This window comes from Clostridium hydrogeniformans DSM 21757, from assembly GCF_000686705.1.
GTDB classification, from domain to species: domain Bacteria; phylum Bacillota; class Clostridia; order Clostridiales; family Clostridiaceae; genus Clostridium_Z; species Clostridium_Z hydrogeniformans.
The window spans coordinates 18053-38851 of sequence record NZ_JMLJ01000019.1 but is presented as its reverse complement, the minus strand read 5'-3'; the positions used below and the strand labels follow the sequence as shown (position 1 = coordinate 38851).

The 20799-nt window shown below is 30.5% G+C and carries 30 protein-coding genes; 1 reads left to right on the top strand and 29 read right to left on the bottom strand.

Features of this window, described 5'->3' with window-relative positions; all coding sequences use genetic code 11:
- Positions 1–7: 7 nt before the first annotated feature.
- The 22 genes from BR69_RS0111855 to BR69_RS0111755 form a co-directional block, all read right to left on the bottom strand.
- The gene (locus BR69_RS0111855; protein WP_027633388.1) at positions 8–535 is read right to left on the bottom strand and encodes a phage baseplate protein; all 528 of its coding nucleotides are present in this window, start codon (positions 533–535) and stop codon (positions 8–10) included.
- Complete coding sequence (locus BR69_RS0111850) at positions 535–1947, bottom strand: hypothetical protein (protein WP_027633387.1); 1413 nt, start codon at positions 1945–1947, stop codon at positions 535–537. The genes BR69_RS0111855 and BR69_RS0111850 overlap by 1 nt, the downstream gene beginning before the upstream one ends.
- Positions 1948–2106: 159 nt before the next feature.
- A complete protein-coding gene (locus BR69_RS22485; protein WP_423219680.1) occupies positions 2107–2238 on the bottom strand; it encodes a DUF6889 family protein in 132 nt (43 codons plus the stop codon).
- A 32-nt stretch (positions 2239–2270) separates the two neighbouring features.
- Positions 2271–2732 carry a phage tail assembly chaperone gene (locus BR69_RS0111845; RefSeq protein ID WP_242840693.1) on the bottom strand — a complete coding sequence of 154 codons (462 nt, stop codon included), beginning with the start codon at positions 2730–2732 and terminating at the stop codon, positions 2271–2273.
- 11 nt (positions 2733–2743) lie between these two features.
- Entirely contained in the window at positions 2744–3172 is a 429-nt protein-coding gene (locus tag BR69_RS0111840; protein ID WP_027633385.1) for a tail tube family protein, read from the bottom strand.
- Between the two features lie 11 nt (positions 3173–3183).
- Positions 3184–4290: a DUF3383 family protein gene (locus BR69_RS0111835; RefSeq protein ID WP_027633384.1), complete on the bottom strand. Its 1107-nt coding sequence runs from the start codon at positions 4288–4290 to the stop codon at positions 3184–3186.
- Positions 4291–4305: 15 nt separating this feature from the next.
- Complete coding sequence (locus BR69_RS0111830; protein ID WP_027633383.1) at positions 4306–4860, bottom strand: phage neck terminator protein; 555 nt, start codon at positions 4858–4860, stop codon at positions 4306–4308.
- 1 nt (position 4861) lies between these two features.
- A complete protein-coding gene (locus BR69_RS0111825) occupies positions 4862–5236 on the bottom strand; it encodes a hypothetical protein (RefSeq protein WP_027633382.1) in 375 nt (124 codons plus the stop codon).
- Positions 5233–5850, bottom strand: a complete 618-nt coding sequence (locus BR69_RS0111820; RefSeq protein WP_027633381.1) for a hypothetical protein — start codon at positions 5848–5850, stop codon at positions 5233–5235. Before BR69_RS0111820 ends, BR69_RS0111825 begins: the two co-directional genes overlap by 4 nt.
- A gap of 12 nt (positions 5851–5862) precedes the next feature.
- The gene (locus BR69_RS0111815; RefSeq protein WP_027633380.1) at positions 5863–6342 is read right to left on the bottom strand and encodes a DUF4054 domain-containing protein; all 480 of its coding nucleotides are present in this window, start codon (positions 6340–6342) and stop codon (positions 5863–5865) included.
- 8 nt (positions 6343–6350) lie between these two features.
- A complete protein-coding gene (locus BR69_RS0111810; protein ID WP_027633379.1) occupies positions 6351–6611 on the bottom strand; it encodes a hypothetical protein in 261 nt (86 codons plus the stop codon).
- A gap of 71 nt (positions 6612–6682) precedes the next feature.
- Positions 6683–7711: a DUF2184 domain-containing protein gene (locus BR69_RS0111805; protein WP_027633378.1), complete on the bottom strand. Its 1029-nt coding sequence runs from the start codon at positions 7709–7711 to the stop codon at positions 6683–6685.
- An 11-nt stretch (positions 7712–7722) separates the two neighbouring features.
- The gene (locus BR69_RS0111800; protein WP_027633377.1) at positions 7723–8250 is read right to left on the bottom strand and encodes a structural cement protein Gp24; all 528 of its coding nucleotides are present in this window, start codon (positions 8248–8250) and stop codon (positions 7723–7725) included.
- A 1-nt stretch (position 8251) separates the two neighbouring features.
- Positions 8252–9547 carry a DUF2213 domain-containing protein gene (locus tag BR69_RS0111795; RefSeq protein WP_027633376.1) on the bottom strand — a complete coding sequence of 432 codons (1296 nt, stop codon included), beginning with the start codon at positions 9545–9547 and terminating at the stop codon, positions 8252–8254.
- Between the two features lie 187 nt (positions 9548–9734).
- On the bottom strand, positions 9735–10313 hold the full coding sequence (locus BR69_RS0111790; protein WP_027633375.1) for a GNAT family N-acetyltransferase: 579 nt from the start codon (positions 10311–10313) through the stop codon (positions 9735–9737).
- Positions 10314–10381: 68 nt separating this feature from the next.
- Complete coding sequence (locus BR69_RS0111785) at positions 10382–11227, bottom strand: phage head morphogenesis protein (RefSeq protein ID WP_027633374.1); 846 nt, start codon at positions 11225–11227, stop codon at positions 10382–10384.
- Between the two features lie 313 nt (positions 11228–11540).
- Positions 11541–11753 (bottom strand): hypothetical protein, encoded by a 213-nt coding sequence (locus BR69_RS0111780; protein ID WP_027633373.1) that lies wholly within the window; start codon positions 11751–11753, stop codon positions 11541–11543.
- A 29-nt stretch (positions 11754–11782) separates the two neighbouring features.
- Positions 11783–11941, bottom strand: coding sequence for a hypothetical protein (locus tag BR69_RS21995; RefSeq protein WP_162832177.1), 159 nt, complete (start codon positions 11939–11941; stop codon positions 11783–11785).
- Complete coding sequence (locus BR69_RS20470; protein WP_034849831.1) at positions 11934–13397, bottom strand: phage portal protein; 1464 nt, start codon at positions 13395–13397, stop codon at positions 11934–11936. The genes BR69_RS21995 and BR69_RS20470 overlap by 8 nt, the downstream gene beginning before the upstream one ends.
- Before the next feature lie 60 nt (positions 13398–13457).
- Complete coding sequence (locus BR69_RS0111765) at positions 13458–14684, bottom strand: PBSX family phage terminase large subunit (protein ID WP_027633372.1); 1227 nt, start codon at positions 14682–14684, stop codon at positions 13458–13460.
- Positions 14684–15430, bottom strand: coding sequence for a phage terminase small subunit (gene terS / locus BR69_RS0111760; RefSeq protein ID WP_027633371.1), 747 nt, complete (start codon positions 15428–15430; stop codon positions 14684–14686). The genes BR69_RS0111765 and terS overlap by 1 nt, the downstream gene beginning before the upstream one ends.
- Positions 15431–15547: 117 nt before the next feature.
- Positions 15548–16408 carry a hypothetical protein gene (locus BR69_RS0111755; RefSeq protein WP_027633370.1) on the bottom strand — a complete coding sequence of 287 codons (861 nt, stop codon included), beginning with the start codon at positions 16406–16408 and terminating at the stop codon, positions 15548–15550.
- 129 nt (positions 16409–16537) lie between these two features.
- On the opposite strand from BR69_RS0111755, the gene BR69_RS0111750 reads away from it, so the two are divergent.
- Entirely contained in the window at positions 16538–16750 is a 213-nt protein-coding gene (locus BR69_RS0111750; RefSeq protein ID WP_027633369.1) for a KTSC domain-containing protein, read from the top strand.
- On the opposite strand, the gene BR69_RS21710 is transcribed toward BR69_RS0111750, so the two are convergent.
- The 7 genes from BR69_RS21710 to BR69_RS22480 form a co-directional block, all read right to left on the bottom strand.
- Positions 16747–16890, bottom strand: a complete 144-nt coding sequence (locus tag BR69_RS21710; protein ID WP_150112270.1) for a BC1881 family protein — start codon at positions 16888–16890, stop codon at positions 16747–16749. The two genes, BR69_RS0111750 and BR69_RS21710, sit on opposite strands and share 4 nt — an antisense overlap.
- 27 nt (positions 16891–16917) lie before the next feature.
- Entirely contained in the window at positions 16918–17127 is a 210-nt protein-coding gene (locus BR69_RS0111740; protein ID WP_027633368.1) for a hypothetical protein, read from the bottom strand.
- 155 nt (positions 17128–17282) lie between these two features.
- Positions 17283–18329: a GTP pyrophosphokinase gene (locus BR69_RS20465; RefSeq protein WP_051623594.1), complete on the bottom strand. Its 1047-nt coding sequence runs from the start codon at positions 18327–18329 to the stop codon at positions 17283–17285.
- A gap of 99 nt (positions 18330–18428) precedes the next feature.
- On the bottom strand, positions 18429–19109 hold the full coding sequence (locus BR69_RS0111730) for a hypothetical protein (protein WP_027633367.1): 681 nt from the start codon (positions 19107–19109) through the stop codon (positions 18429–18431).
- 177 nt (positions 19110–19286) lie between these two features.
- Positions 19287–19805 (bottom strand): hypothetical protein, encoded by a 519-nt coding sequence (locus BR69_RS0111725; protein WP_027633366.1) that lies wholly within the window; start codon positions 19803–19805, stop codon positions 19287–19289.
- 174 nt (positions 19806–19979) lie between these two features.
- Positions 19980–20267 carry a hypothetical protein gene (locus BR69_RS0111720; RefSeq protein ID WP_027633365.1) on the bottom strand — a complete coding sequence of 96 codons (288 nt, stop codon included), beginning with the start codon at positions 20265–20267 and terminating at the stop codon, positions 19980–19982.
- A gap of 269 nt (positions 20268–20536) precedes the next feature.
- Positions 20537–20704, bottom strand: coding sequence for a DUF7448 domain-containing protein (locus BR69_RS22480; RefSeq protein ID WP_423219682.1), 168 nt, complete (start codon positions 20702–20704; stop codon positions 20537–20539).
- Positions 20705–20799: the final 95 nt, after the last annotated feature.

The window sequence follows — 20799 nt, the reverse complement described above, 5'->3', positions numbered from 1 at the left end:
ACCTCCTTTATTTAAAAAGACTAAAAAGGAAACCTTCATCAGCTTTAATAACTTTTTGGTCTCCTTCATTGGTTTGGTTAGATTTTTGTGGTCTCTGAGATACCTTAACAGTAGTAACACTTACTACAAATATTTGTTTTAATGTTACTGTAGCTCTTAACCCATAAGTAGTCTTATTATCATCTGTTGTACTTATTGTCTCCACCATCATATTATTATAAGTTCCAAGCCTAGTTACTACTGTTATAGGTACTCTTTGTTTTTGCAGTTCTCTTAACTTCTTATAGGCACTAACAGATCTAGAAGTGTTGTCATGAAACTGTCCACTAAAGTAACTCTCCATTACATCACTCATACCAATATCAAAGTTTAATCTAGAAGCTTCCTCGTAGGCGTGATCTGCTATGTCTGCTCCTGTTTGTATTGGATGCTCTGTAATATTTAAAGAAGTATCATGTTGGGTACTAAAAATAGCATCAAAAATTAGCTTTTCTTTTCCAGTATCAAAATAAGTCTTTACTATCTCTTCTGCCATTAGTACACCCCCTGTAGGCTCCTTGTATTTATCCCTCTTAACTTTCTATCTACTGCATTAGCATTAGAATTAGAATCATTGCCATAAATCTGTATTGTATTAGTATTAGTAATTCTATTATTGCTGTTAGTTGTCGTCTCATTGTTAGCTGTATTGCTACTACTTGTGTAACTTGGTGGAGTAGACCTATTACCTTCTATATCCCTATGGTAAACATCAATTTTAGATTGTATATCTGTTTCAGTTTCTTCCCCATTAAAAAAGTCTTTTATTTTTCCAAAAACTCCTTTAATTTTGTCTTTTATACCTTCCATAGCCTTTTTAAACTTCTCTTTAAAGCCTTCTAACTTATTCCCTAAAGCATCTATAGCACTACTTCCTATATCTTTAAAGAACCCAAAGACACTTCCTATTATAGATTTTCCACCTCTTAAGAAAGTAAATAGATCATCTAAAAGACCTAGGACAAATATTATCGCTCCAACTGGACCTGCCATTATTAAAGCTGCTATAGCTCCTATTATTTTTAATATATTTTTTAGTGGTGCTGGTATCTTATCAACAAGACCTATTATAAAACCAACTATTTTAGATATTATTATAAATATTGGAGATAGCAACTTAAATATTAATAATAATATTCTTAGTATAATACCTATAGCTGAACCTATTACCTTAGCTATAGCTGGAATTACTTTTATAAATTTATTATTAAAGTTACTAAATTTCTTTCTAAACTCTGCAAGTGGCCCAGCAATATACTTTAAAATATAATGACCTATCCATTGCATAGCTAAAGAACCTAGTTGTTTTAGTCTTTTAAATTCTAATCCTATCCCTTGTATAACTTTTATATTGTTCTGAAACTCCGGAGGTAATCTTAAGCTTTGAGAATCTTTTCTTAATTGGTTAAATTGCTTTAAAAGAGTTGGACTTAACCAAAGGTCTTCCATAGTTGCCCCTAGTGTTTTTAAAGCACTATCTATATCCTTAGCATTTTCCTTAGTTGTCCATAACTGCCTAGATAACTTTTCATGTTCTATATCTTGTTTTGCCATATTTGCTAGTGAACCAAGTAATTTTTTCGTTAAAGCTATTACTGCGGTTATTACTGCTACAATGGCTAAAAAAGAACCTACACTTTTAAAAGAAAAATCTGATAGGAACTTACCACCATTAATTTTTAAACTTTCTGATGACTTCTCTAACTCTTTAAAACCATCAATAGATTTTTCCTTAGAATTATTTAGATTACCTTTTGAATCTGCCCCTTGACCTGTGCTTTTCAAGTCTTCATATAATTTTTTTACTACTTTTATATCTTTAATTAATCCATTAAAAGGCTTTTGTAACTCTGGGAATAACTTTCCCAAAGAACTAGATGAGCCAAATAATGAAAAAAGGCCTTTCATTGCTTCATTGCTCTCTGAAAAACCTTTCTTACTATTCTCATTAAATTTCTTAATTTTTTCTTCTGTTTGCTCTATAGAGCTTTCTGCTTTTTTTGCTGAGTTAGAATCTACATCAAACCCTATGCCTATAAGATAACTTTTTATAAGATCTAGTGCCAGTTACATCACCTCCCTTTGAGAAGCTTCATATGCCCTGCGTTCATTTTCTGACTTCACTGCCATCATTTCGTGTACATCTAATAAATCATCCAATGTATAAGTCCCATCCCAGACTTCGTGTTGTTTCCACATGCCAGCGATAACAGGAGCATATAAATAGGCATCTATATTTTTAAATTCAGCTGGGAGATATTCAACCCCTTGGCTATTGAACTCAAGGGGCTTCCTGCGAAAAAACCTGATACATTAAAAATTAAGGATTGTATTGTTAGGTTCATTAATAGTCCTGTATTAAATTCAATGCCCAATACACCATAACTTCCATGCTTATCTAAAACTATTGCTGGCCCTGCGGGTAATACTTCCTCTACAACTTTTAAACAGTTATCTTGTATATATCTAAATTCATCTTCTGGTAAAGAAAAAATAGATGACATTACCTCTGTAAGATTAATATCATCTAAGCTTATGTCTTCTATATTATCAACTTTTAAATTCTTAAATATAGGTGTTATTATTTTTACTAACTTAAATAGCATAAATGATCCTGTTCTAGCATCCATTTTATTTAATCTAAAGTTACGTCCTTCTACCTCTATATCTTTAAATAAAACTGGCATATCCATTTAATTCCCTCCTAGCTCTGTGTTATTTCTGCAGACATTAAGTTCCATGTTACCTGTTGTCCTTGTGATTGATATGGTCTATCTGCTAATTTCTGTGGTGTAACTCCTGTACATGTAGTTATATCTCCTAAATTATTAGATTTAACAGTTATAGCCATCTTAGCAAATTCGCTAGAGTTCGCTATTTCTACATAGTTATACCAACGTAGTAAGTACTTATGAAGCTCTGATGTTTGTTGCATTGTTATTGTTAGCGTTCCATTCTTACCTGCTATTTTAGATATCATCACAGTTCCATCTGCAGCAACATCATGCGAAGTCTTATCATTAGCCATAGCTATTGCTATGCTACCTAGACCAGCTCCTGTTGATGAAGAAGCTCCAACACCTGGATGTTGAAATGAACATGTTACATCTTCAAAGCTATATGTGCTATACATACTTTTACCTCCTATCTATTTATAAATAGTTTTATAGATACAAACTCTATAGATCCTGCAAGCTTAACCAATACATATATTGGTGGAGACTTCCTAGCTTCTCTATCAACTTGAGATTGCTCATCTATACTATCTGCTAAAATCATATATCCTCTAGATAATGTATCTCCTGTCTTAACACTTAAAATACTTGCAGTGTTCCATATACCAGGAGCTATAAAACCTATATTCCTTGCCTTTTCTAATGGTGCTGTAATATGATTTAGTAAATTATCAATCCCATGGTCAGTTTGTGGTATTTTAGATGATGTTTGTAGTGCATTTATAACTGCAGATTGAATATTATTTGTTAATATATCTAAATTTAAAATCTCATCAAATGGTGTTCCATCTGCCATTACACCATTCTCAAACAAGTTATAAACTGATCCCCTATTTATATAAACATTACAATTATTATTCTTTAATATTGTTACTTGTGTACTTGTTAAGTTTTCAGGCTCTACCCCTGTTTCTTGTTTATATTTAAGTGTATAGGCAGAACCAGCTGTTTGTGTATTGGCTCCCATAGCATATCCTGCTATAGCCATTATTGCATCTTCTGTAGTAGAAAATTGTCCTAAAGTTCTATGAACTCCAGATTTATTTAATGTTTCTGCTACATTTCCCTTCTTATTCTCTAATACATCACTATCACTAGTTGTATAAAAATAGATGCTAGCTGGAGTAGCAGAATCCATATACTTAGCTATTTCTATAATTTCACTTTTAGTAACACCACAAACATATCCTAAGTACCATTCGGAATTATCTTCTCTACAGGCAGTCATTGCTTGTACAGCAGTCTCTCCCTTTTCCTTATCCCAAACTCCTACCGCAATCTTTGTTGGCTTTGGTGTTTGAGAAAAATATAATTGAGCTGCTAAATATTCTGGCTCAGTTCCTGTCCATCCATCCGCAGTCATATCTCCCATTTTAGAATATGTTTTTACTCTATCAGGAAGTTTTATAATTTTAGATGATCCAACTATAATCGCTAAATTAAAATTAGTCCTAACAGAACTAACCGGACCTACACTTACGGATACGTCTACTGCATCACTTAATGGTAATGTCATTGTCTCTCCTCCTTTTTATCTATTATGAATAGTTTTTATTTCTGTACCAGTAATATAAGGTACTTTAGTCTCCCTAATTACAGCTTCGTTAAAAGTAGCAGAAAAATCTGTTCTTTCCCACCATTGGCCATTATAATATTCTGGCAATCTTGTAGGCATTGGTACATCTGTTATAAGAAATAAGTTCTTAACTTTGAATTTTTTCATATAATCATAATCAAAAATCATATGTCTTATTACATCTGCATTATCATAGCTATTTGGACCATATAAAGTCCAATTAACTTTATGAACTCTTGTATATACTGTTTGCTTTTTAGCATAAGCTTTGTCCTGTTCATGTGGATTATATATAATATTTTGTTGTCTAGCCATTTTATCATCTACTGGTGTAATTCTTAGATAAGCTACATCTTCATTTATGGACCATGCTGGGGCTCCATCCGTTGGCCATGCAATCCTAACCTTGCTTTGATTTTCTTCTTTCTCTAGATCTATATCTAACATCTGGCATGTAATTAAATAAAAAAAGTCTTCTATTTCCTTAAGTCTTAAAACTTGGTCTGCCATATTAACAACTAGCCTTTCTCATAGCTATAGCTTTATAGTATCCGTAATCCCTATACGGACTTACGGAGTATATTTTATATCTTTCACCATGCCATAGTAATTCATCAGAAGTACCTGAATCCTTTTCTTTAGATATATCTCCCTTACGTGTAGTAAATATTTCTTGTGTACTATAAATAGCTAATTCCCCACCTACTCTATCACCTTCTGGAATCATTTCTATGTCTTTGGGCTTTGCTACACTTATTACTCCGGACATATTTACTTTAGCCTCTTCTTGTACAAATCTACCTTTATCCCACTTTCCTGACTTTCTAAAGATACTAAACCCTTGTGATAATCTAGGATCATTTATTACTCTAGATACATTAATCATTCCTTATCCCCTTCTTTAATCACATAAATTATACTTTTCCTCAATGCTCCTGTATCTATTAGTGGCCTATCTGAACCTTTTCCTTTTATAAACTTCTTACCGTTCTTATCCTTTTTACTACCTTTGATTGTTACTTCACTATTTGGAGGCCAATTATTATCAGGATTAGTAAACCAGTCTTTAGCTGCCCTTTCTCCAAGTGCTCCTGCCTTTTGTAATTCAACACTTGGATTATTTCCATCCAGAGCAGCCATAATTGCCTCTTTCATCTGTTCAGATATTTCCTCTTTGCTATTATCCATAGCAGGCTCAAGAACTGGTCTAGGTGGACTATGCCAAAGTGGAGATCCATTTTCATGTACATACATTTCATGGACTTTACTATAAGGAGTACCACTATCTAAATCATGTTGCATAGCTCTTCTCATTGTTACATCTCTTACTCCATGGGTATGGATATATAGTAATTCTGCATTGGCTATCTTATCATGCATGGTGTTCTCTTCCTCTGGAATACCTATGCATACTGTTTTTTTAGCTAAATCCTCAAGAGATTTTTTAATGTCCTTGGTTAAATCTTTTGTTATAAGCATATTAGTAAATCCATTTAGCATATAAGAACACCCTTAATACACATACATTCCACCTTTTCCAACTAACTTACCTAAGGTTATTAGTTGCTGACCATAAGTACTTAAGCTCCAACCATCCCAGCCTTCTATATTACTCATAGTAATACTATAATCTGTTGATATAGATACATCCCCAACACTTATGGATGTGTCTAGTCCTCGTGTTTTACCTGCTTCTAATATGCCTTTAACTCCACCATTAACATCAGCTACGCCTTGTAAGTATAAGGTACAAAAATGTGCAATAAATAAACACATTCCATATCTCCATTGTCTATGCCATCTACTTTCTTTAATACAGGCATTGGCCATATCTAAATACATATCTAATACTATTTTAGGTACTGTATAATTCCCCTCTGCATTCTCTCCAAACTGTGGATATACCTCATAGAAATTTTCTAATGTAAAAGGTGGATTAGTTCCAGGCTTCATATTTCCAGCACTACTTATTAACCCATTGAAAGTACTCATAAAATCACCTATTCACTTTTTTCTATTTCTTCTACTTCATCTTTATTTGCTTTACCTTTAGTCTTGCTTTGCTTTCTTAGATCACCATTTTCTGCTGCTATTTTATCCTCTTTACTTTCTATCACTGTTAAAGTTCCATCCGATTTAGCTAAGCTAAAAAGACCTGTATTCTCTATCCATTCTGGTACATCTATTATTTCAAGATTTTTAACTTTAATTTTTTCATCTCCATTTATAAAAAGTAATGATTTGTTTGTATATATTCTCATATTCTTCCTCCTTAAATAGAAAAAGCTTTAGCATCACACTAAAGCTTTTTATTTATTAATTTTAATTACTTTTATATTCCATCTGCATATAAAACACATTGTGTATATAAGAACTTAGTTTGTCCTATATTAGCCATATATGCAGTTAAATAAGCAACATCTCCTACACTAGGCTGTGTCATTGCTCTCATAATTGGTACTGGTATATCAATTAGTGTTTTACTTTCATCATTTACATAAGCCACCATACGGTTAGTCTTGTTAAGCCCAGCACCTACACACCATCTACAAGGAACTATTGCAAGCTCAACTCCTTGGTTCTTAGCTATGTTATTTTCTAATAGATAAGTTAGAATAGACACATTTCCTGCCTCACTAACCTTTCTAGTAGCAATGTAAGTGTATTGCTGTGGAGATATTAATATATGGTTTGGCATACCTCCTAAATCATACTCGCTATTGGTCCATGCTTCTGTAAGTACTGTATTTATATCATCTAATATTTCATCTGCTGTTTTAGTAGCCCATTCTGATTTTCCTTTTTCACCTTTAGCCACACTTGTAATAGTAATTGCTGTATTATTAACTAATCCATAGACTTCTTCTTCCTCTACACCTCTATAAACCATGTAATCTATAGTTTTATTGTAGTTTAATCTAATACCATCATCTAATATGCTATCAAGGGATCTTCCTATAGATTGCATTTTCTGTTGATCTATAAAAGGTACTTTTAGTATATTAGACCAAGGGAACACCTTAAATGTATCTTTACTTGTATTAGCTTGCATTACAGGTATGTTGTTTGTCTGTCCTCTAATTAATCCATAGTTATTACCACCTGTAGTAGCATAGTCAACAAATAAATTAGATGTATTTTCTATCCATCCTCCACCGGTCTTAGCTACTATATCTCTCATCCATGTAACACTTGTTAGTGGTTCATTTAGCTTAGCATCTCTTTTTTCTAACTCTCCAACTAAGAAGGCCATCCCTGATCCATCACTTGCTGCATCCAAAGCTGTTCTAGTTGGTGTTATGTTATTAAATGCATTATGCACCTGTCCATTAAAAGCATTTATATTCGTTGTTCCTTTCATTCCTGCACCTCCTATATAGTCCTATTAAGAATAGTAACTTCTGCTACTTTATTACTATCTAATTTACCTGTAGCCCACTTTAGATTTGGAATTTCTACAGTATTTTCTCCATCTGCTACAGCCTCAAATTGTCCAATCTTTCCATTAGGTAAAGTTGGATTTTCTTTTATTCTTATATAAACCTTCCCCCCTGCTGCTGGCTTACCGTTATTACATTTAACTGTTATGCTACCTCTATTAAGAACGTCCATAATTTCATTTGGCAAATATTTAGCAGCAGAATAATAATCTATAGTCTGCTTAACTTCTCTTACTGCTATGCCTACAAAATCTGTTGCTATATTAGTACTAGAAAACTTACTATAAGAATTATCTGGATTTAAAATAACAGCCTCCCCAAAAGCTACTGGAGAAGCTGTTTCTTTATCACCATCTATTTTACTTTTTACCTTTCTTGCTGTTATTATGGTATCTACACTCCTAGATACTGTACCTGGATAACCTAAATTAAGTTCAATTCCTATTGCTTTTCCTGGCATATTATTTCCCCTCCTTGTAATGTGGATTAAATTGCTTCTTATAATTTTCTCCTATAGCTTCTACTTCTTTTGCTTTTTCATCATCTGCCCTTTTTCTATCCATTGCATTCTTCTTTTGTGCTCTTAATATATCTGCATAACCATTATTACTTTGTTGTGTCTTCTTAGAAGTCTTGAATGCACTTAAAAGAGAATCACAAGCTTTCTTCTTTTCTACTGGATTACTTATATTTGCTATTATAGGCTTCATAGCTTTTAATGCCATTAACATAGTTTGATTACTATCAGTTCCTGGTATTGGGTTTTTAGGTCTATCTTCAGGGCTTATTACTACACCATCTGGAATATCTTCATCCCCTATCTCTCCAACTGGAACTGTAACTGATTCTTCTTCATCCCCTACTGTATTTTCTTCTAACTTATTAATCATTTCATCTATTGCTTCTTCTGGTGCCTTTTCTTCATTTTGTTTTGTAAGTAATTGCTCTACTAATTTAGTTAAACCTGATACCTGTTGTGTAAGTTGAGCTATCTCTGGACTTGAATCCTTAGCTGCTTCTTCATTTTCTTGCTTAGGAGTTACTTCTATATCCTCATATTCTCCTTCTTTCCTTTCTTCCACCAACTGATCTATAGTGTTAGCTATTTCATCTGGTTCTGCATCAGCTGCATAGTGCTTAAATCCTAATGCCGCTAATATATTTGTTACTGGTCCTCTTTTTTGTGGTATTTTTACTTTTTTACTCACTTTCTTCTCCCCTTCCAACTCTTTGTTCTTAGAATCTTTTATAGATACACGATTGCCAGCTCTTCCAGCATCAACAACCGCTACATGATTACCGCATATATTAATCTGTCTATATGTCCCATCTTCATTCTCTTTACATTCAAATTCGTATCCACAACTAACTTCTCTTTTCCCACCTTCTACTTCTTTTATAAGGCAACTATCATAGATAACTAAGTCTGCTACTAAAAGATCATCTTCTTCTTTACTTTGTCTTACATTTTGTACAGTACCCCTTAAATAGATATTAATATTATCTGGAGTTAATAAGTCTGGTGGATGGTCATCTGTTACTGGTTTACCTTCGAAGCTTGCTATAGCTGCTCTATTGAATACCTCATCTGGACTTCTATATACCTCTATAGTCTGCTTATCACTTTTTATTCCTAGCTCACTAGGTAAGTATGTATACCATCCTGTACGAGCAATAGGAACGTTATGGCATATTAAAAAACCTTCAGGTGTCTTTGTCATGTTAGGACTAAATCTAGATCCATAAAATGCTCTCATATGTCTTCATCACCTCCTTTCAAGCAAAATAAAAAAGCCTTATTTCTAAGACTTAATTCACTATTTATTTAAATTGCGTAATAAAAAAATATCGCAAATTCATTTATGAATAATGCAATATTTTAATATGTCATTTATTTTTTTACTTAATAATGTGTTTATAATATACTCATAACTAAGCTAGAATTTAAACATCTTTTTCAATAAAATGGACAGGGTACTTATTCCAGTATTCTTTGTATACTCTATCTTTTTGCTCATCAAAGTTTAATTGATACATCCTAAAGGTTACAAGTATATCCTTTGGTTGCCATTGTTCCTCATATGAATATTGGTAAGTCATTCCTATTTTTTTCATTATAGCCCCACTTCTTGGATTTTTAACATCATGTGTAGCTGTAATATAAGGAATACCATCTTTTTCAAGCTGTTCTATGACTACTTTACTTGCTTCTGTTACAATTCCTTTATGCCAAAACTCCTTTTTTAATCCATATCCTAAGTCGTGACTTTCATTATCACTTACATTAATAAATCCTATAGGTACGTTATCTACTTTCAAGCAAATAGCATAATGATAACCGTTTGACACTAGATATCTTTCTTGCAAGTATTGTTTTGCTTCTTCAATATCTTTAAGCGGGAACATTGGTAAAAATTTATTTACCTCTTTATCACTTAAAATCGAAAAAAAAGCATCTATATCTTTTTCAGTAAACTTTCTTAATATCAGCCTTTCAGTTTCTATAAATGAATTATCTTTCATAAAAATTTCTCCTTCAGATTCCAATTTATCAATCTACATTTAGTAAATTATAACATACTTTTTAAATATCACATTATTTCTTCAAATTGCTTTCTAGTCATTCTTACTATAGAACCATTGTAATAAACTTTAGATGGCCATTTAATTAAATCTAAGATTATTACTGCTTCTGGGTAACATCTACAATTATAAATATTACCTGCATGATAATAACCTACATTCTTTTCATTGTTTAAAGCTTCAGGGCTAGGTGGATTGTTCCAATTAACAATCACCCCTTCCATATGGTAGTGACTCTTTCTTACTCTCTGGTCTTCTGATGTACGCCATATATACCAATCGATCCCCATGTTTTCACATCTAGCCTTAGTTAATGCTGTAGAAGTTTTACTTACTTCTGTTCTAGCTATTAGCTTAGCTTTAGACTCAAACATAGTTGGTATTTCCTTTTGTAAATCCTCTGCTATATACTCTGCTCTTCTACCCTTAAAGGCTTCTTTAGATACATGTTCTGTAATATCTTTAGATATACTTAAAGGCATGCTTTTTATTAAATGTGCATTTCTTCGTATTTGTTCATTGATAGATCCACCTATAGGCCCATTAAGTTCTCTCTTTAATGCTTCGTATATACCCTTACCTTTACTATTCTTCCTAGCTGCTTGCCTCCAGGTATGTCCTGCATCTGCAAATAAACTAGTTACCATTTTCATAGCTGCTCTATCTGCATACCTGCTAAACTCTGGACTATTGATTGCTTTTTTAAGTTCTACTAATATTTCCTCTATTGTCTTAGCATCTTTTAATTTAACCTGTATCTGACTTGCTATCTGCTTTAAGGTTCGTTTATACATTTCCTCTATTCTTCTTTTAGGCTTCCAAAGGTCTTTAGCCGTATTTTTTCTCAGTGTCATATTATCACCAACTTATAATTTAATGTTAAAATATTCTTAAAGGAGGTGTTCATTTATGCCATACTATACATTGGTTAGTAAAAAGATTCATTGTTCATTTTGAAATATTGATTTATCTGTTTCTGGTAAATACAAGCTTATTGGAGATACCTATAAAGCTGAATTTCAATTTGGTATTTGCCCAATAATTGAAAATAATAACTTACCAGAATATAAAAGAAACCGTAAATTAGCTCTTTACGCTTTTTGTAAAGAATATCCTTGTAATGAATTAAATTCTTTTGAACCAACAATTGATTTAAATAAATAAGTATTAATCTATTTTATTTATTTTCCTATGCTCTATTTGAAATTCAAAACAATCAAGTTCATGCATTTGTAATGAAAGTATTTTTGAAAATTCTTCTGCTCTGTTGTAATTTTTTTCTTTGATAAACCTTTCGATATTATCAGCATTACAGCGAGCAGACTTTATTTTATTCTCTAATTTATAGATATTAACAATTCGCTCTGAAATTATATCCATTTAATTTCCTCCTATAAAAGTACAATCTATTACTCTTGATTAATTGGTATTCCTATTTTCGTAGATACTAGCTTTATTTCATTGTCTGATATAATAACTTTACAATATGGGTCGTAATTCTCTTTTAAATACTCTACTATTGGTGTACATAGATTTTTTAGCTCATTAATTTCCTTCAGATTATCCATATTTCTTTTCCTCCTTAATTGTGTATCCTTGTAATTCTTCATAATCTAATTCTCCATTCTCCTCTGGTACATCACCTACTGGATCTATATCTTCATCAGCATTTTCTATATCTTCATCACTTATGTTAGTAAACATCCCTGTTGTTTCTCCCATTTGCTTTAATTCCTTTAATGAAGTCTTTTGACTTATTAGTCCAGCATTAAATACATTAATTATTGCATTAGATTTTTTATCAACTATATCCGATAATTCTGTTTCTTTTGGAGAACCTATTGAATTGAACTCATAGTCCAAATCATCTGGTATAGCTCCAAACTCACTCATAAACATTATAGGTAGTAACTTATCTAGTACTGGATATAGCTGTGATGCTTGTTTCTGCTCAATTACATCATAGTAATTTTGTAAATCTGATTCTCCAGTAGCATTAAACCCCGCTGGACTTCTACCAAATAGTTTAGTAACTGGTATTTCAGCAGCACCTGCTACATCTAACATAAAGCTTTCATATATATCGTTAAGCCCACTAAATGAATATTGGTGTGTTTGAAAATCATCATCTTTATTTAATATATACATCCCCATATTAGACATTAACCAGTTTTGAGCCTGTACAGTATCATATAATTCTTTCTGAGCCTGTTCATCTGCTACAGCAAGCAACTCTCCTAAGTCAGCCATCTTTAATACTCTTAAGTTAGCTAAGAATACAAGCTGTGCTATATTCCAACTAGTATTATCTCGTTTCTTTAATTCATCAAAGATTACTTCTACTTCTGAAGCACCCCACTGTTGTTCAGTATACCTTTCCCAGTTAGGAAGTTCTCTTCCTATGAATCTAAGAACCCTGCTATGGTGTACTCTTATGCATCCACCTGCTTCTGTATTCCAATCATAGTATTTAGGTAATCCAAAGTCTGGACTTCCTAAGTCTTCTATAATTTCATCACCAGGAGTTAAACCACACCATCTATCTGTTACTATCATTCCTTTAAAACTTCCAGGCATTATCATGTCATAATCTAAAGGAGTGTTTAGTATATCCTCATGTCCATCTATTATAATTACTGCTCCAGCTCCACCATAAAGTCTTCCCCATTTTAATCCTTGTAATATATCTCTTTGTACCCTAGTTGTTCTCTCTAACTTTATAAACCTATCTAAATCATTAGGAGATAATTGAGTTTTTATATTTATCCAATTCTTACACATGTCTTCCGGAATACAATCTATTACCTTTCTTACTATCCAATGCGATCTATAAAGACTATTCATAAGCTGAAAATTCTGTGTAAGTCTAGTCATTGGATAGTCTGTACCTTCTAAAAGATTAGGTGTACCTGCTCCTAGCCTTGCAAGAACATTAGAAAAAGCATCTATTGCCATAACTCTATTATCTTTTTTTATTCTAGGTTTAGAATCCCTAGAATATCTCTTATTCCTTTTCTTCTTCATGGTTACCTCCTTTCATGCAAAATAAAAATAACATCTTCAATAGATGTTATCTCTTATGACTTATCTTGCTAACCTTCTAGACTTAATTATAGTTTTCACAAAATATCTTGCTGCATCTAAAGTATGGTCCTTACTTTTTACTGGTTTATCTTCTCCACGTAAGGCTGCTTTTTCATCCCATACATACCCTGCCACTTCTTCTAGAAAATTAGGACAGTTTTTCCTATGAACTTTTAATTTTCTATTAGATATCATTGTAGATACCATTCTTATTCCTTCTAATACATCATTATCTGCATCTTTGGTTCTTATTCCTTTATTTCTTATAGATATTTTTAAACTTTTAGCTGATGGATCTATAATAACAAATCTAGGATAATCACTTCCTATAAACTTTACTAAATCTTCTGCATACTGTGAATTTTCTTTTTGTCCTTTTTTATTGTTATCATGGTAATACTCATCTAATATCCAAACTGTATCTCCATCATCCCAAATATCTAAAAAGGTTGTAGGGTTTGATGCTCCATAGTCAATTGAAATATACCTTTGGGCCATACTTTTAAATCCTGGCGGTAAATCTTCATCTATAAAAGTGTTTAATTCTTTATCCCACATTCCATATATAGCACCTTGAGCAATTACCCATAACCCTAAAATCATTCGTTCATACCAAAATCCAGTATAAGCATTCTTAATAAAGGTTTTGTATTCATCATCTAAACTTGGATTATCATCTAACATAAAATGATAAACCTTAACCATTCCACTCTCTAGTTTTTCTTTATCTGTTATATATTCTGTATAAAGATAATGGTATGGGCTATCTGGGTTAGTAGTTCCATACAGTTTAGCTCCTTTAATTGAAAGTCTATTAAGTAATTGCTTGAAGAATTTTTCAGGCATTAAGGATAACTCATCACAATAGGCTCCTGCCAAAGTTTTACCCCTTAAATACTTTTCTGAACCTTCATCTTTTGCCCCTATAACTTTTATCTCTCTATCAAATATCCTTAGGTCTCCTGATTGTCTATTATAGGAATAATCTTCTTCATATAAGGTCTCAAATAAATCTCTAAGAACATTATCATATACGGTGTCTTTAGATACTCCTGTCATTATCAATAGACCTTTCGGGCCTTCTTCTACATATCTAAGCCATTTAAGAAGCATTGCTATAGTCTTACCACTTCTTACACTTCCCTCTAAAATATTAATACTTGCATCTAAAATTACTGGTGTATCAATGAAGTTCCAAGCTTTTTCACCAAACTGTTCAAATTCCATTACTTAGCTGGTCCTTTCTTGAAGACTTCAATTAATTTTCCTAAGTTACCCTTTTGTTTATCTTTATTCTCACCAGTTAATTTAGATATTTCAGCTTTTAACTTGTTAATTCTTAGTGTTTGTTCTTCAGTAGCAATGCCATTTTTTGATAATTCATCATATTGTTTAATCATACTTTCAAGTGTCTTCATTGCCCTTGACTGTGCTTGTAGAAAAGTGGCATGTTTATCCCATGCAAATTGAATAGTATATCTTTCTGATGAAGATGTATCTCCATTAGTTTCACCGCTAAGAGCATTAGTAGTATCTTCTTTATTTTTAACATACATAATATGCTGAGCTCTTATTATTGCAGCGTATTGAATTTGAATGTTCTCCCATAGGATATCTAAAGTATCTTTTTTCTGTATCTCTTGAATAATATTAAAAGTATCTTCCGGTAAATACTTAGAAAAGAATCCATGAGTCTCAGCGTTGTTATTACCTAACGGCGCTCCATGCCCTACTGCATTTTTATTATTGAGTGGTGCTCCTCTTTTTCTTTTGGAACGTTCCGTATTTTTTATACTTTCCTTTTGGAACGTTCCGTTTAATTTTTGTTCCCATTTATCTTTATTCTTCCAACCTCTAATTGTTCCAGGGGAAGCACTTAATATCTCTGCTATCTTAACTAAGTCAATCTTCCCTTTATGTTCTTTGTATATCTCAAATGCTTTGTCTCTGTTTGGACTTCTTACTTTTGCCATACCACCACCTCATTGCTAATTGCTTATTTGTTTATTTTGTATATAAGAAAAAGAGCCTATGTTCATAAGTATATTAAAATTCTTTTAACTACCTTACACATTGACCCTTATATCTATTTATTTCAAATTATTTAAACTTGATCTAGAATTCTTTTTTACTTCGATCTCTTTTTCTAGATCTATTAAACTTTGTAACATAAGTTTATAGACTCTTAATTTTTTTTCATCCTTTAGAAATACCTTACTTGATACATATGAAAATATTAGAATATATAAGCTTCCATATATAAAAAACTCCAAATTACTCATTCCAGAAAATAATTTTCCAAAAACAATATCTTTAATTAAAATACCTAAGATAAATATAGCAAAAGCAGTTGTATATCCTCGGTCTTGATCTTCTTTATATTTTATTTCTAGTTTTATTCTACTTTTTTCTTCGTCTATTTTATTTAAATTTTTTCCAAACATCCCTTTATAATCTTTTTTTATATCAGATATAAAATCTAAATAAATTTTGTTTTCTTTTTCAATATCAAGACTGCGATATATCTTTTTTAGCTTTTTTGCTCCTTTTTCATAATGCTTACTAGATTTTTTCTTAAATGATTTTTTGTATACATTGAAAAGAGCATCAATTATATTACTTATTATGGTTCTATATTTATATTTTAGTGTTTTTTTAAGCTTTAAATTATCACTTGTATATATTAAATCCTTTAATTCAAATCCACAATTTTCCAACATGAAGATAGCTCCATTTAATTCTTCTCCTACATCTCCAGTTGTAAAAGAACCTTTAAATATTATTTCATATCCTAATTTAGATTTTAATATTATTTTATTTTTATTTTTTGATATAACAGAAATTATTTCTCCAAAGTTATAAGGTTCTCTCTCAAAAAATTCTTTTGCTTCATAAGTAGAACTTATTTCAAGTTCCAATTTATTATTTTCAGGCGTTTTTAAAATTATCATTATTAATCTTTCCTTCCTAAATGCATACATTTCTACATATATATCGCACTTTCCTACTTTTATTTTACATTTAATGAAGGATTTTTTAATCAATTGTAGAAATATGGTAAATGAAAGGAGGCGTTTTAAATGGAAAGAACTATAGTTTCATCATCAAATATTTATTCCATAGGATATGATTCCTATTCTAAAACTTTAGAAGTACAATTTCATACAGGTTCTATATATCAATATTACAATGTACCTCAGTCAGTTTATAGTGGTATAATGTCAGCATCATCTCATGGTAGCTATCTTCATAATTATGTAAAAGGAGTTTACCAGTATAAGCAAGTAGCTTAATCTATAACTTTAATTATTATAGCTGGACCATTCATCTTAAGTTCTTTATTCTCATATGGTTCAGCTATAATAGTTTCTACCCCTTCTCTTTTACTTAGTTCTTCAACTAATTCTTTTGTACTAAACTTTTTTATACTCATTTAAAATACCTCCATTTATTTAAAATATTATTTTTGCCTTAAAGCACCTTTAACCCTTACATAAGCTCTCTCTTGCATACATTCCTTTAAACTATCTGAAGCTCCTTGCTTTCTAATATTTCTATTACTACAGTAAGGACACACTAAGTATCCTTGTAATCTTTGTATATCTTCTGTAAGTAAAACAAATTCTTTTCTACATCTACTGCAGCTATAGCTTGTATAAATACTTAGCATATCCTCACCTACCTTTACAAAATAAAAAAGACACTATTGGCAAGTGTCCTTTTTAGAATTTTTACTAAAAAAATGAATTTTATTTACTATCTTTGCTATATATTTTTATAACAGCATAAAAATATAATTATTACTAGTTTATTACCTAAAACGTACTACTCATAAATTATACCTACATCATATTTATATAGGTAATCACTAATGTCAGGGTTATATTTTTCCATTATAGGTATATCCCTACTATTAAATCCTCCCCAATGACGATTCCAACACTTTGAAAAATATTTTTCTATGTCATTTACAATCATATGATCTCTTAAAAGTCCAGAATAATTTTCATGCTCTATTTCATTTAAAGTATACTTTTCTAACATACTATCAAGTTGATCTAAAGTTTTTATTCCAAAATCTCTTAATTCGTTGATTATCGCTTCCTCTACAGTACTGATTTTTCCGAAGCTAGGTTCTATACGTTTTTCTTTTATTTCATTATCAAATCTATTTAATAAATATTGATTAAGTGATGTACTATCAATTAATATTCCCTCTAAGTTTCCTTCCTGTGTATTTTTATAAATTTCTTTTGAGTAAGAATCTATTTCCTTGGATATTTCCTCAAACTGCATATCAATTAATTCTAGAGTACCTGCAACTAATGCAAATTTTCTTTTAATACTCTCTGGCAAAACCCCACTAAATTTATAATTTCTATCATGCTCTATTTCAGCCCATGTATGTTGTAATAAAGTCCTAATTTGAACTTCAAACTTCAAATTTTTATATGCATTATACTCTGGAAGATTACTTCTATCTTCTTTTATTTTTGCCACATAATGAACTGATCTATAACCTACTTTATTTGTTCCTAATTCCTCTCCTTTATCTACGCTATTCTCTTCATCTATATGAAATTGTTCTTTAATTATTCTGCATATTTTATCTACATCTGAATTTATGTAAGTTATAATTCTTATTCCAGCTAGATCCGTTATTTCATCTACAGGCGTTTTGTATTTATCTTTTGATGCTTTATTACAATAACTATCTTTCTCTTTAACTCTACCATAAACAGAATTAACAATAATTTTTTCATTTTCTAAAATATCATTTATTATATTAGTAACTTTATTAATTAATTTTTTGTATACGTTTTTATTCTCATCATACCAAATTTCTATATATTCGAGTTTTCTATTATCCATTTGCATCCCCTCCATAAAGTATTTTACAATATATCCTAATATTTTACAACAAAGTACCTTATGGTATAATCCCTGCGGTTTATGTGTTGCCTTATCATTCTATATTAATTTTTTAGCCTCAGATAATAAATCTTTCATGAAATCATCTATAGTGTTATTTTTTTCAGTTAAGAATTTACTCAACCTTTCATACTCATTTGTCCTAAAATAATACTTCTCAAAATTAGCATATTTATCTAATAACTCATCATATACTTTTGATACTAATAAATCTTGTGTTTCTTTTACATCTAATAATAGATAATTAAACTCAAGATTATTAAAAAGCTGTGTTAAATTATTATTCATACTATTAAATGCTACAAGTATATTATGTACTGAATTTTCTAAATCATTATCCATCTCTATAATCTTTTTAAAACTACTAATTTCAAATTTTATATGCCCACATGTTTTATAAATATCTTTATACAATAAAAGAGAGTTTTCAATTCTTTCTGAATCATTATTCAATTTTCTTTCATATTCAAACTGTTCTTTTTGATTATTTAATGTAATCTTTAATATAAAAAATGATATAAAACCACCTGAAATAGATCCAATTAATACCCCTGTATAATTAAAATAATCTTTTACTTCTAATTGATTCCCATAAGAGCTATTTTCAAACAAAGAAGCTACCATTACTCCTATTATAATTAATACAATCAACATAATTAAAAAATAAATATACTCATTTTTATGTTCAATTTCTTTACTCTTACCCCTTATATCCTTCATAATTATTCCCCCTTTAAATCTTATACTTCTACAGAATTGTTATAAATTCCTTTTAAAAACACATATACCTAAGTAATCGTATTTTACATGAGGGAAATAAATTTATTCTATATTATCATTATACATCAGGTAAGCTCATAAAATTATCTCTCTTTTATTCCTCTTTTATTCCCATTTTTAGCATATGAACCAATTATCCCAATTAGATATGTCTTTTATTAACTCATTTTTTAGTTTATTAACTCTGGATTGTGATAGGTTAATTTCCTGTCCTATCTCCCATTCTTTTTTCTTATCTTTATATTTTAGTTTTAATAACTTTTTAGACTCATCACTTAAAAATCCTATATTATAACCAATTATATTATTATCTTCTTCTATACTCCTTATTAATTCTTCTGTCTTGGTAATCTCTTCTTCTTTTCTAGCCTTTTCTATTAATAAATTATCTATTATCTTAATCATAGTTCTCTCCATGTAGCTTGTACCATCTGAACTACAGGTGACTCTTTCACTAAACTCTATACTTCTACTTTCTATTGGTATACTTATATCTGTATGTTTTATTCTATTTTCTATAGCATCACTTTGCTGCTCTAATAACTTTATTTTATTCCTAAGGCTATCTATCTTCTTATCTTTACTGAAATAGTTATATAGCTTCTTCTCAGTAGCTCTAAATAAGTTCCTATCCATAATTACCTCCTTGAATATAAAAACACCGCATATCCATTTCTGAATGATACGGTGTTTAGCTTAATATATACATATTAATTTTTTAAATATCATATTGAGTTATTTATATCTTTTAACTAAAAAGTTTTTTCACACAACTTTAAGTTCTAAGAAAATTTTTATATTTATATCATGCTAATCATTATTACGTTTATAATTTAAATAAAAATCCTTTTTATTTTCAAAAGCCTTTTTGACCTCTCTAGTATTAAACGGACCATAACCAAACTGTCCATTAAATTCTTCTTTTAATTGTTCCAAAATATCTTGAGGTATTGCAATGCTTGTCTCATTAATTACCTCTGTCCCTGGGTATTTAATAATAAGATTTCTAACTCCTGAATTAGTACAGCTCCCTTCGAAAGTTAGGGTGTATGGAGTACTTCTTTTAACACTCTTAAAATGAAAAGCAAAATCAGCCATCAAATCACTCCTTAAAATATGTTAACTTCTCATGTGTAAAAAATACATTATCTAGAACATTCACCATAAGTTAAAAGTATTACAAATATGAATCAATATTATAGTAATTATACCATATGATTCCACTCTATCACCATCTAATATTAAAAAAATATTGCTTAACACCGTATTATTCAATTTTCAAAGAACACTTATAATTGATTACCATATGAGAATACAGGCATGAACCTATACTCCCATACCGTGTTATTTAATCTATATTAATCAATCTATTTAAAATCAACTGATTCAGAATAATAGCAATTAGATTCCACATGCCATCTAATTGTTACATATCCCTTTGATGTAGCTATTTTATAAAATATCCATGTAAAACTTTCAGCCCCTCTATAGTCTTTTGTATTTTCATTACTTGTGGATTCTTCAAGTTTTAATATTGAACTTCCTAATTAAATTATTAGCATTACCACATATATCTTTAAATAGTTACATTTTCACAACAATCTTGACTATGATGAATTAAAAACTTTAA

Coding starts and splice junctions, on each gene's coding strand:
- BR69_RS0111855 (WP_027633388.1), bottom strand. CDS start 535: ATGGCAGAAGAGATAGTAAAGACTTATTTTGATACTGGAAAAGAAAAG.
- BR69_RS0111850 (WP_027633387.1), bottom strand. CDS start 1,947: ATGAAAGGCCTTTTTTCATTATTTGGCTCATCTAGTTCTTTGGGAAAG.
- BR69_RS22485 (WP_423219680.1), bottom strand. CDS start 2,238: ATGTGGAAACAACACGAAGTCTGGGATGGGACTTATACATTGGATGAT.
- BR69_RS0111845 (WP_242840693.1), bottom strand. CDS start 2,732: ATGGATATGCCAGTTTTATTTAAAGATATAGAGGTAGAAGGACGTAAC.
- BR69_RS0111840 (WP_027633385.1), bottom strand. CDS start 3,172: ATGTATAGCACATATAGCTTTGAAGATGTAACATGTTCATTTCAACAT.
- BR69_RS0111835 (WP_027633384.1), bottom strand. CDS start 4,290: ATGACATTACCATTAAGTGATGCAGTAGACGTATCCGTAAGTGTAGGT.
- BR69_RS0111830 (WP_027633383.1), bottom strand. CDS start 4,860: ATGGCAGACCAAGTTTTAAGACTTAAGGAAATAGAAGACTTTTTTTAT.
- BR69_RS0111825 (WP_027633382.1), bottom strand. CDS start 5,236: ATGATTAATGTATCTAGAGTAATAAATGATCCTAGATTATCACAAGGG.
- BR69_RS0111820 (WP_027633381.1), bottom strand. CDS start 5,850: ATGCTAAATGGATTTACTAATATGCTTATAACAAAAGATTTAACCAAG.
- BR69_RS0111815 (WP_027633380.1), bottom strand. CDS start 6,342: ATGAGTACTTTCAATGGGTTAATAAGTAGTGCTGGAAATATGAAGCCT.
- BR69_RS0111810 (WP_027633379.1), bottom strand. CDS start 6,611: ATGAGAATATATACAAACAAATCATTACTTTTTATAAATGGAGATGAA.
- BR69_RS0111805 (WP_027633378.1), bottom strand. CDS start 7,711: ATGAAAGGAACAACGAATATAAATGCTTTTAATGGACAGGTGCATAAT.
- BR69_RS0111800 (WP_027633377.1), bottom strand. CDS start 8,250: ATGCCAGGAAAAGCAATAGGAATTGAACTTAATTTAGGTTATCCAGGT.
- BR69_RS0111795 (WP_027633376.1), bottom strand. CDS start 9,547: ATGAGAGCATTTTATGGATCTAGATTTAGTCCTAACATGACAAAGACA.
- BR69_RS0111790 (WP_027633375.1), bottom strand. CDS start 10,313: ATGAAAGATAATTCATTTATAGAAACTGAAAGGCTGATATTAAGAAAG.
- BR69_RS0111785 (WP_027633374.1), bottom strand. CDS start 11,227: ATGACACTGAGAAAAAATACGGCTAAAGACCTTTGGAAGCCTAAAAGA.
- BR69_RS0111780 (WP_027633373.1), bottom strand. CDS start 11,753: ATGGATATAATTTCAGAGCGAATTGTTAATATCTATAAATTAGAGAAT.
- BR69_RS21995 (WP_162832177.1), bottom strand. CDS start 11,941: ATGGATAATCTGAAGGAAATTAATGAGCTAAAAAATCTATGTACACCA.
- BR69_RS20470 (WP_034849831.1), bottom strand. CDS start 13,397: ATGAAGAAGAAAAGGAATAAGAGATATTCTAGGGATTCTAAACCTAGA.
- BR69_RS0111765 (WP_027633372.1), bottom strand. CDS start 14,684: ATGGAATTTGAACAGTTTGGTGAAAAAGCTTGGAACTTCATTGATACA.
- terS (WP_027633371.1), bottom strand. CDS start 15,430: ATGGCAAAAGTAAGAAGTCCAAACAGAGACAAAGCATTTGAGATATAC.
- BR69_RS0111755 (WP_027633370.1), bottom strand. CDS start 16,408: ATGATAATTTTAAAAACGCCTGAAAATAATAAATTGGAACTTGAAATA.
- BR69_RS0111750 (WP_027633369.1), top strand. CDS start 16,538: ATGGAAAGAACTATAGTTTCATCATCAAATATTTATTCCATAGGATAT.
- BR69_RS21710 (WP_150112270.1), bottom strand. CDS start 16,890: ATGAGTATAAAAAAGTTTAGTACAAAAGAATTAGTTGAAGAACTAAGT.
- BR69_RS0111740 (WP_027633368.1), bottom strand. CDS start 17,127: ATGCTAAGTATTTATACAAGCTATAGCTGCAGTAGATGTAGAAAAGAA.
- BR69_RS20465 (WP_051623594.1), bottom strand. CDS start 18,329: ATGGATAATAGAAAACTCGAATATATAGAAATTTGGTATGATGAGAAT.
- BR69_RS0111730 (WP_027633367.1), bottom strand. CDS start 19,109: ATGAAGGATATAAGGGGTAAGAGTAAAGAAATTGAACATAAAAATGAG.
- BR69_RS0111725 (WP_027633366.1), bottom strand. CDS start 19,805: ATGGATAGGAACTTATTTAGAGCTACTGAGAAGAAGCTATATAACTAT.
- BR69_RS0111720 (WP_027633365.1), bottom strand. CDS start 20,267: ATGGCTGATTTTGCTTTTCATTTTAAGAGTGTTAAAAGAAGTACTCCA.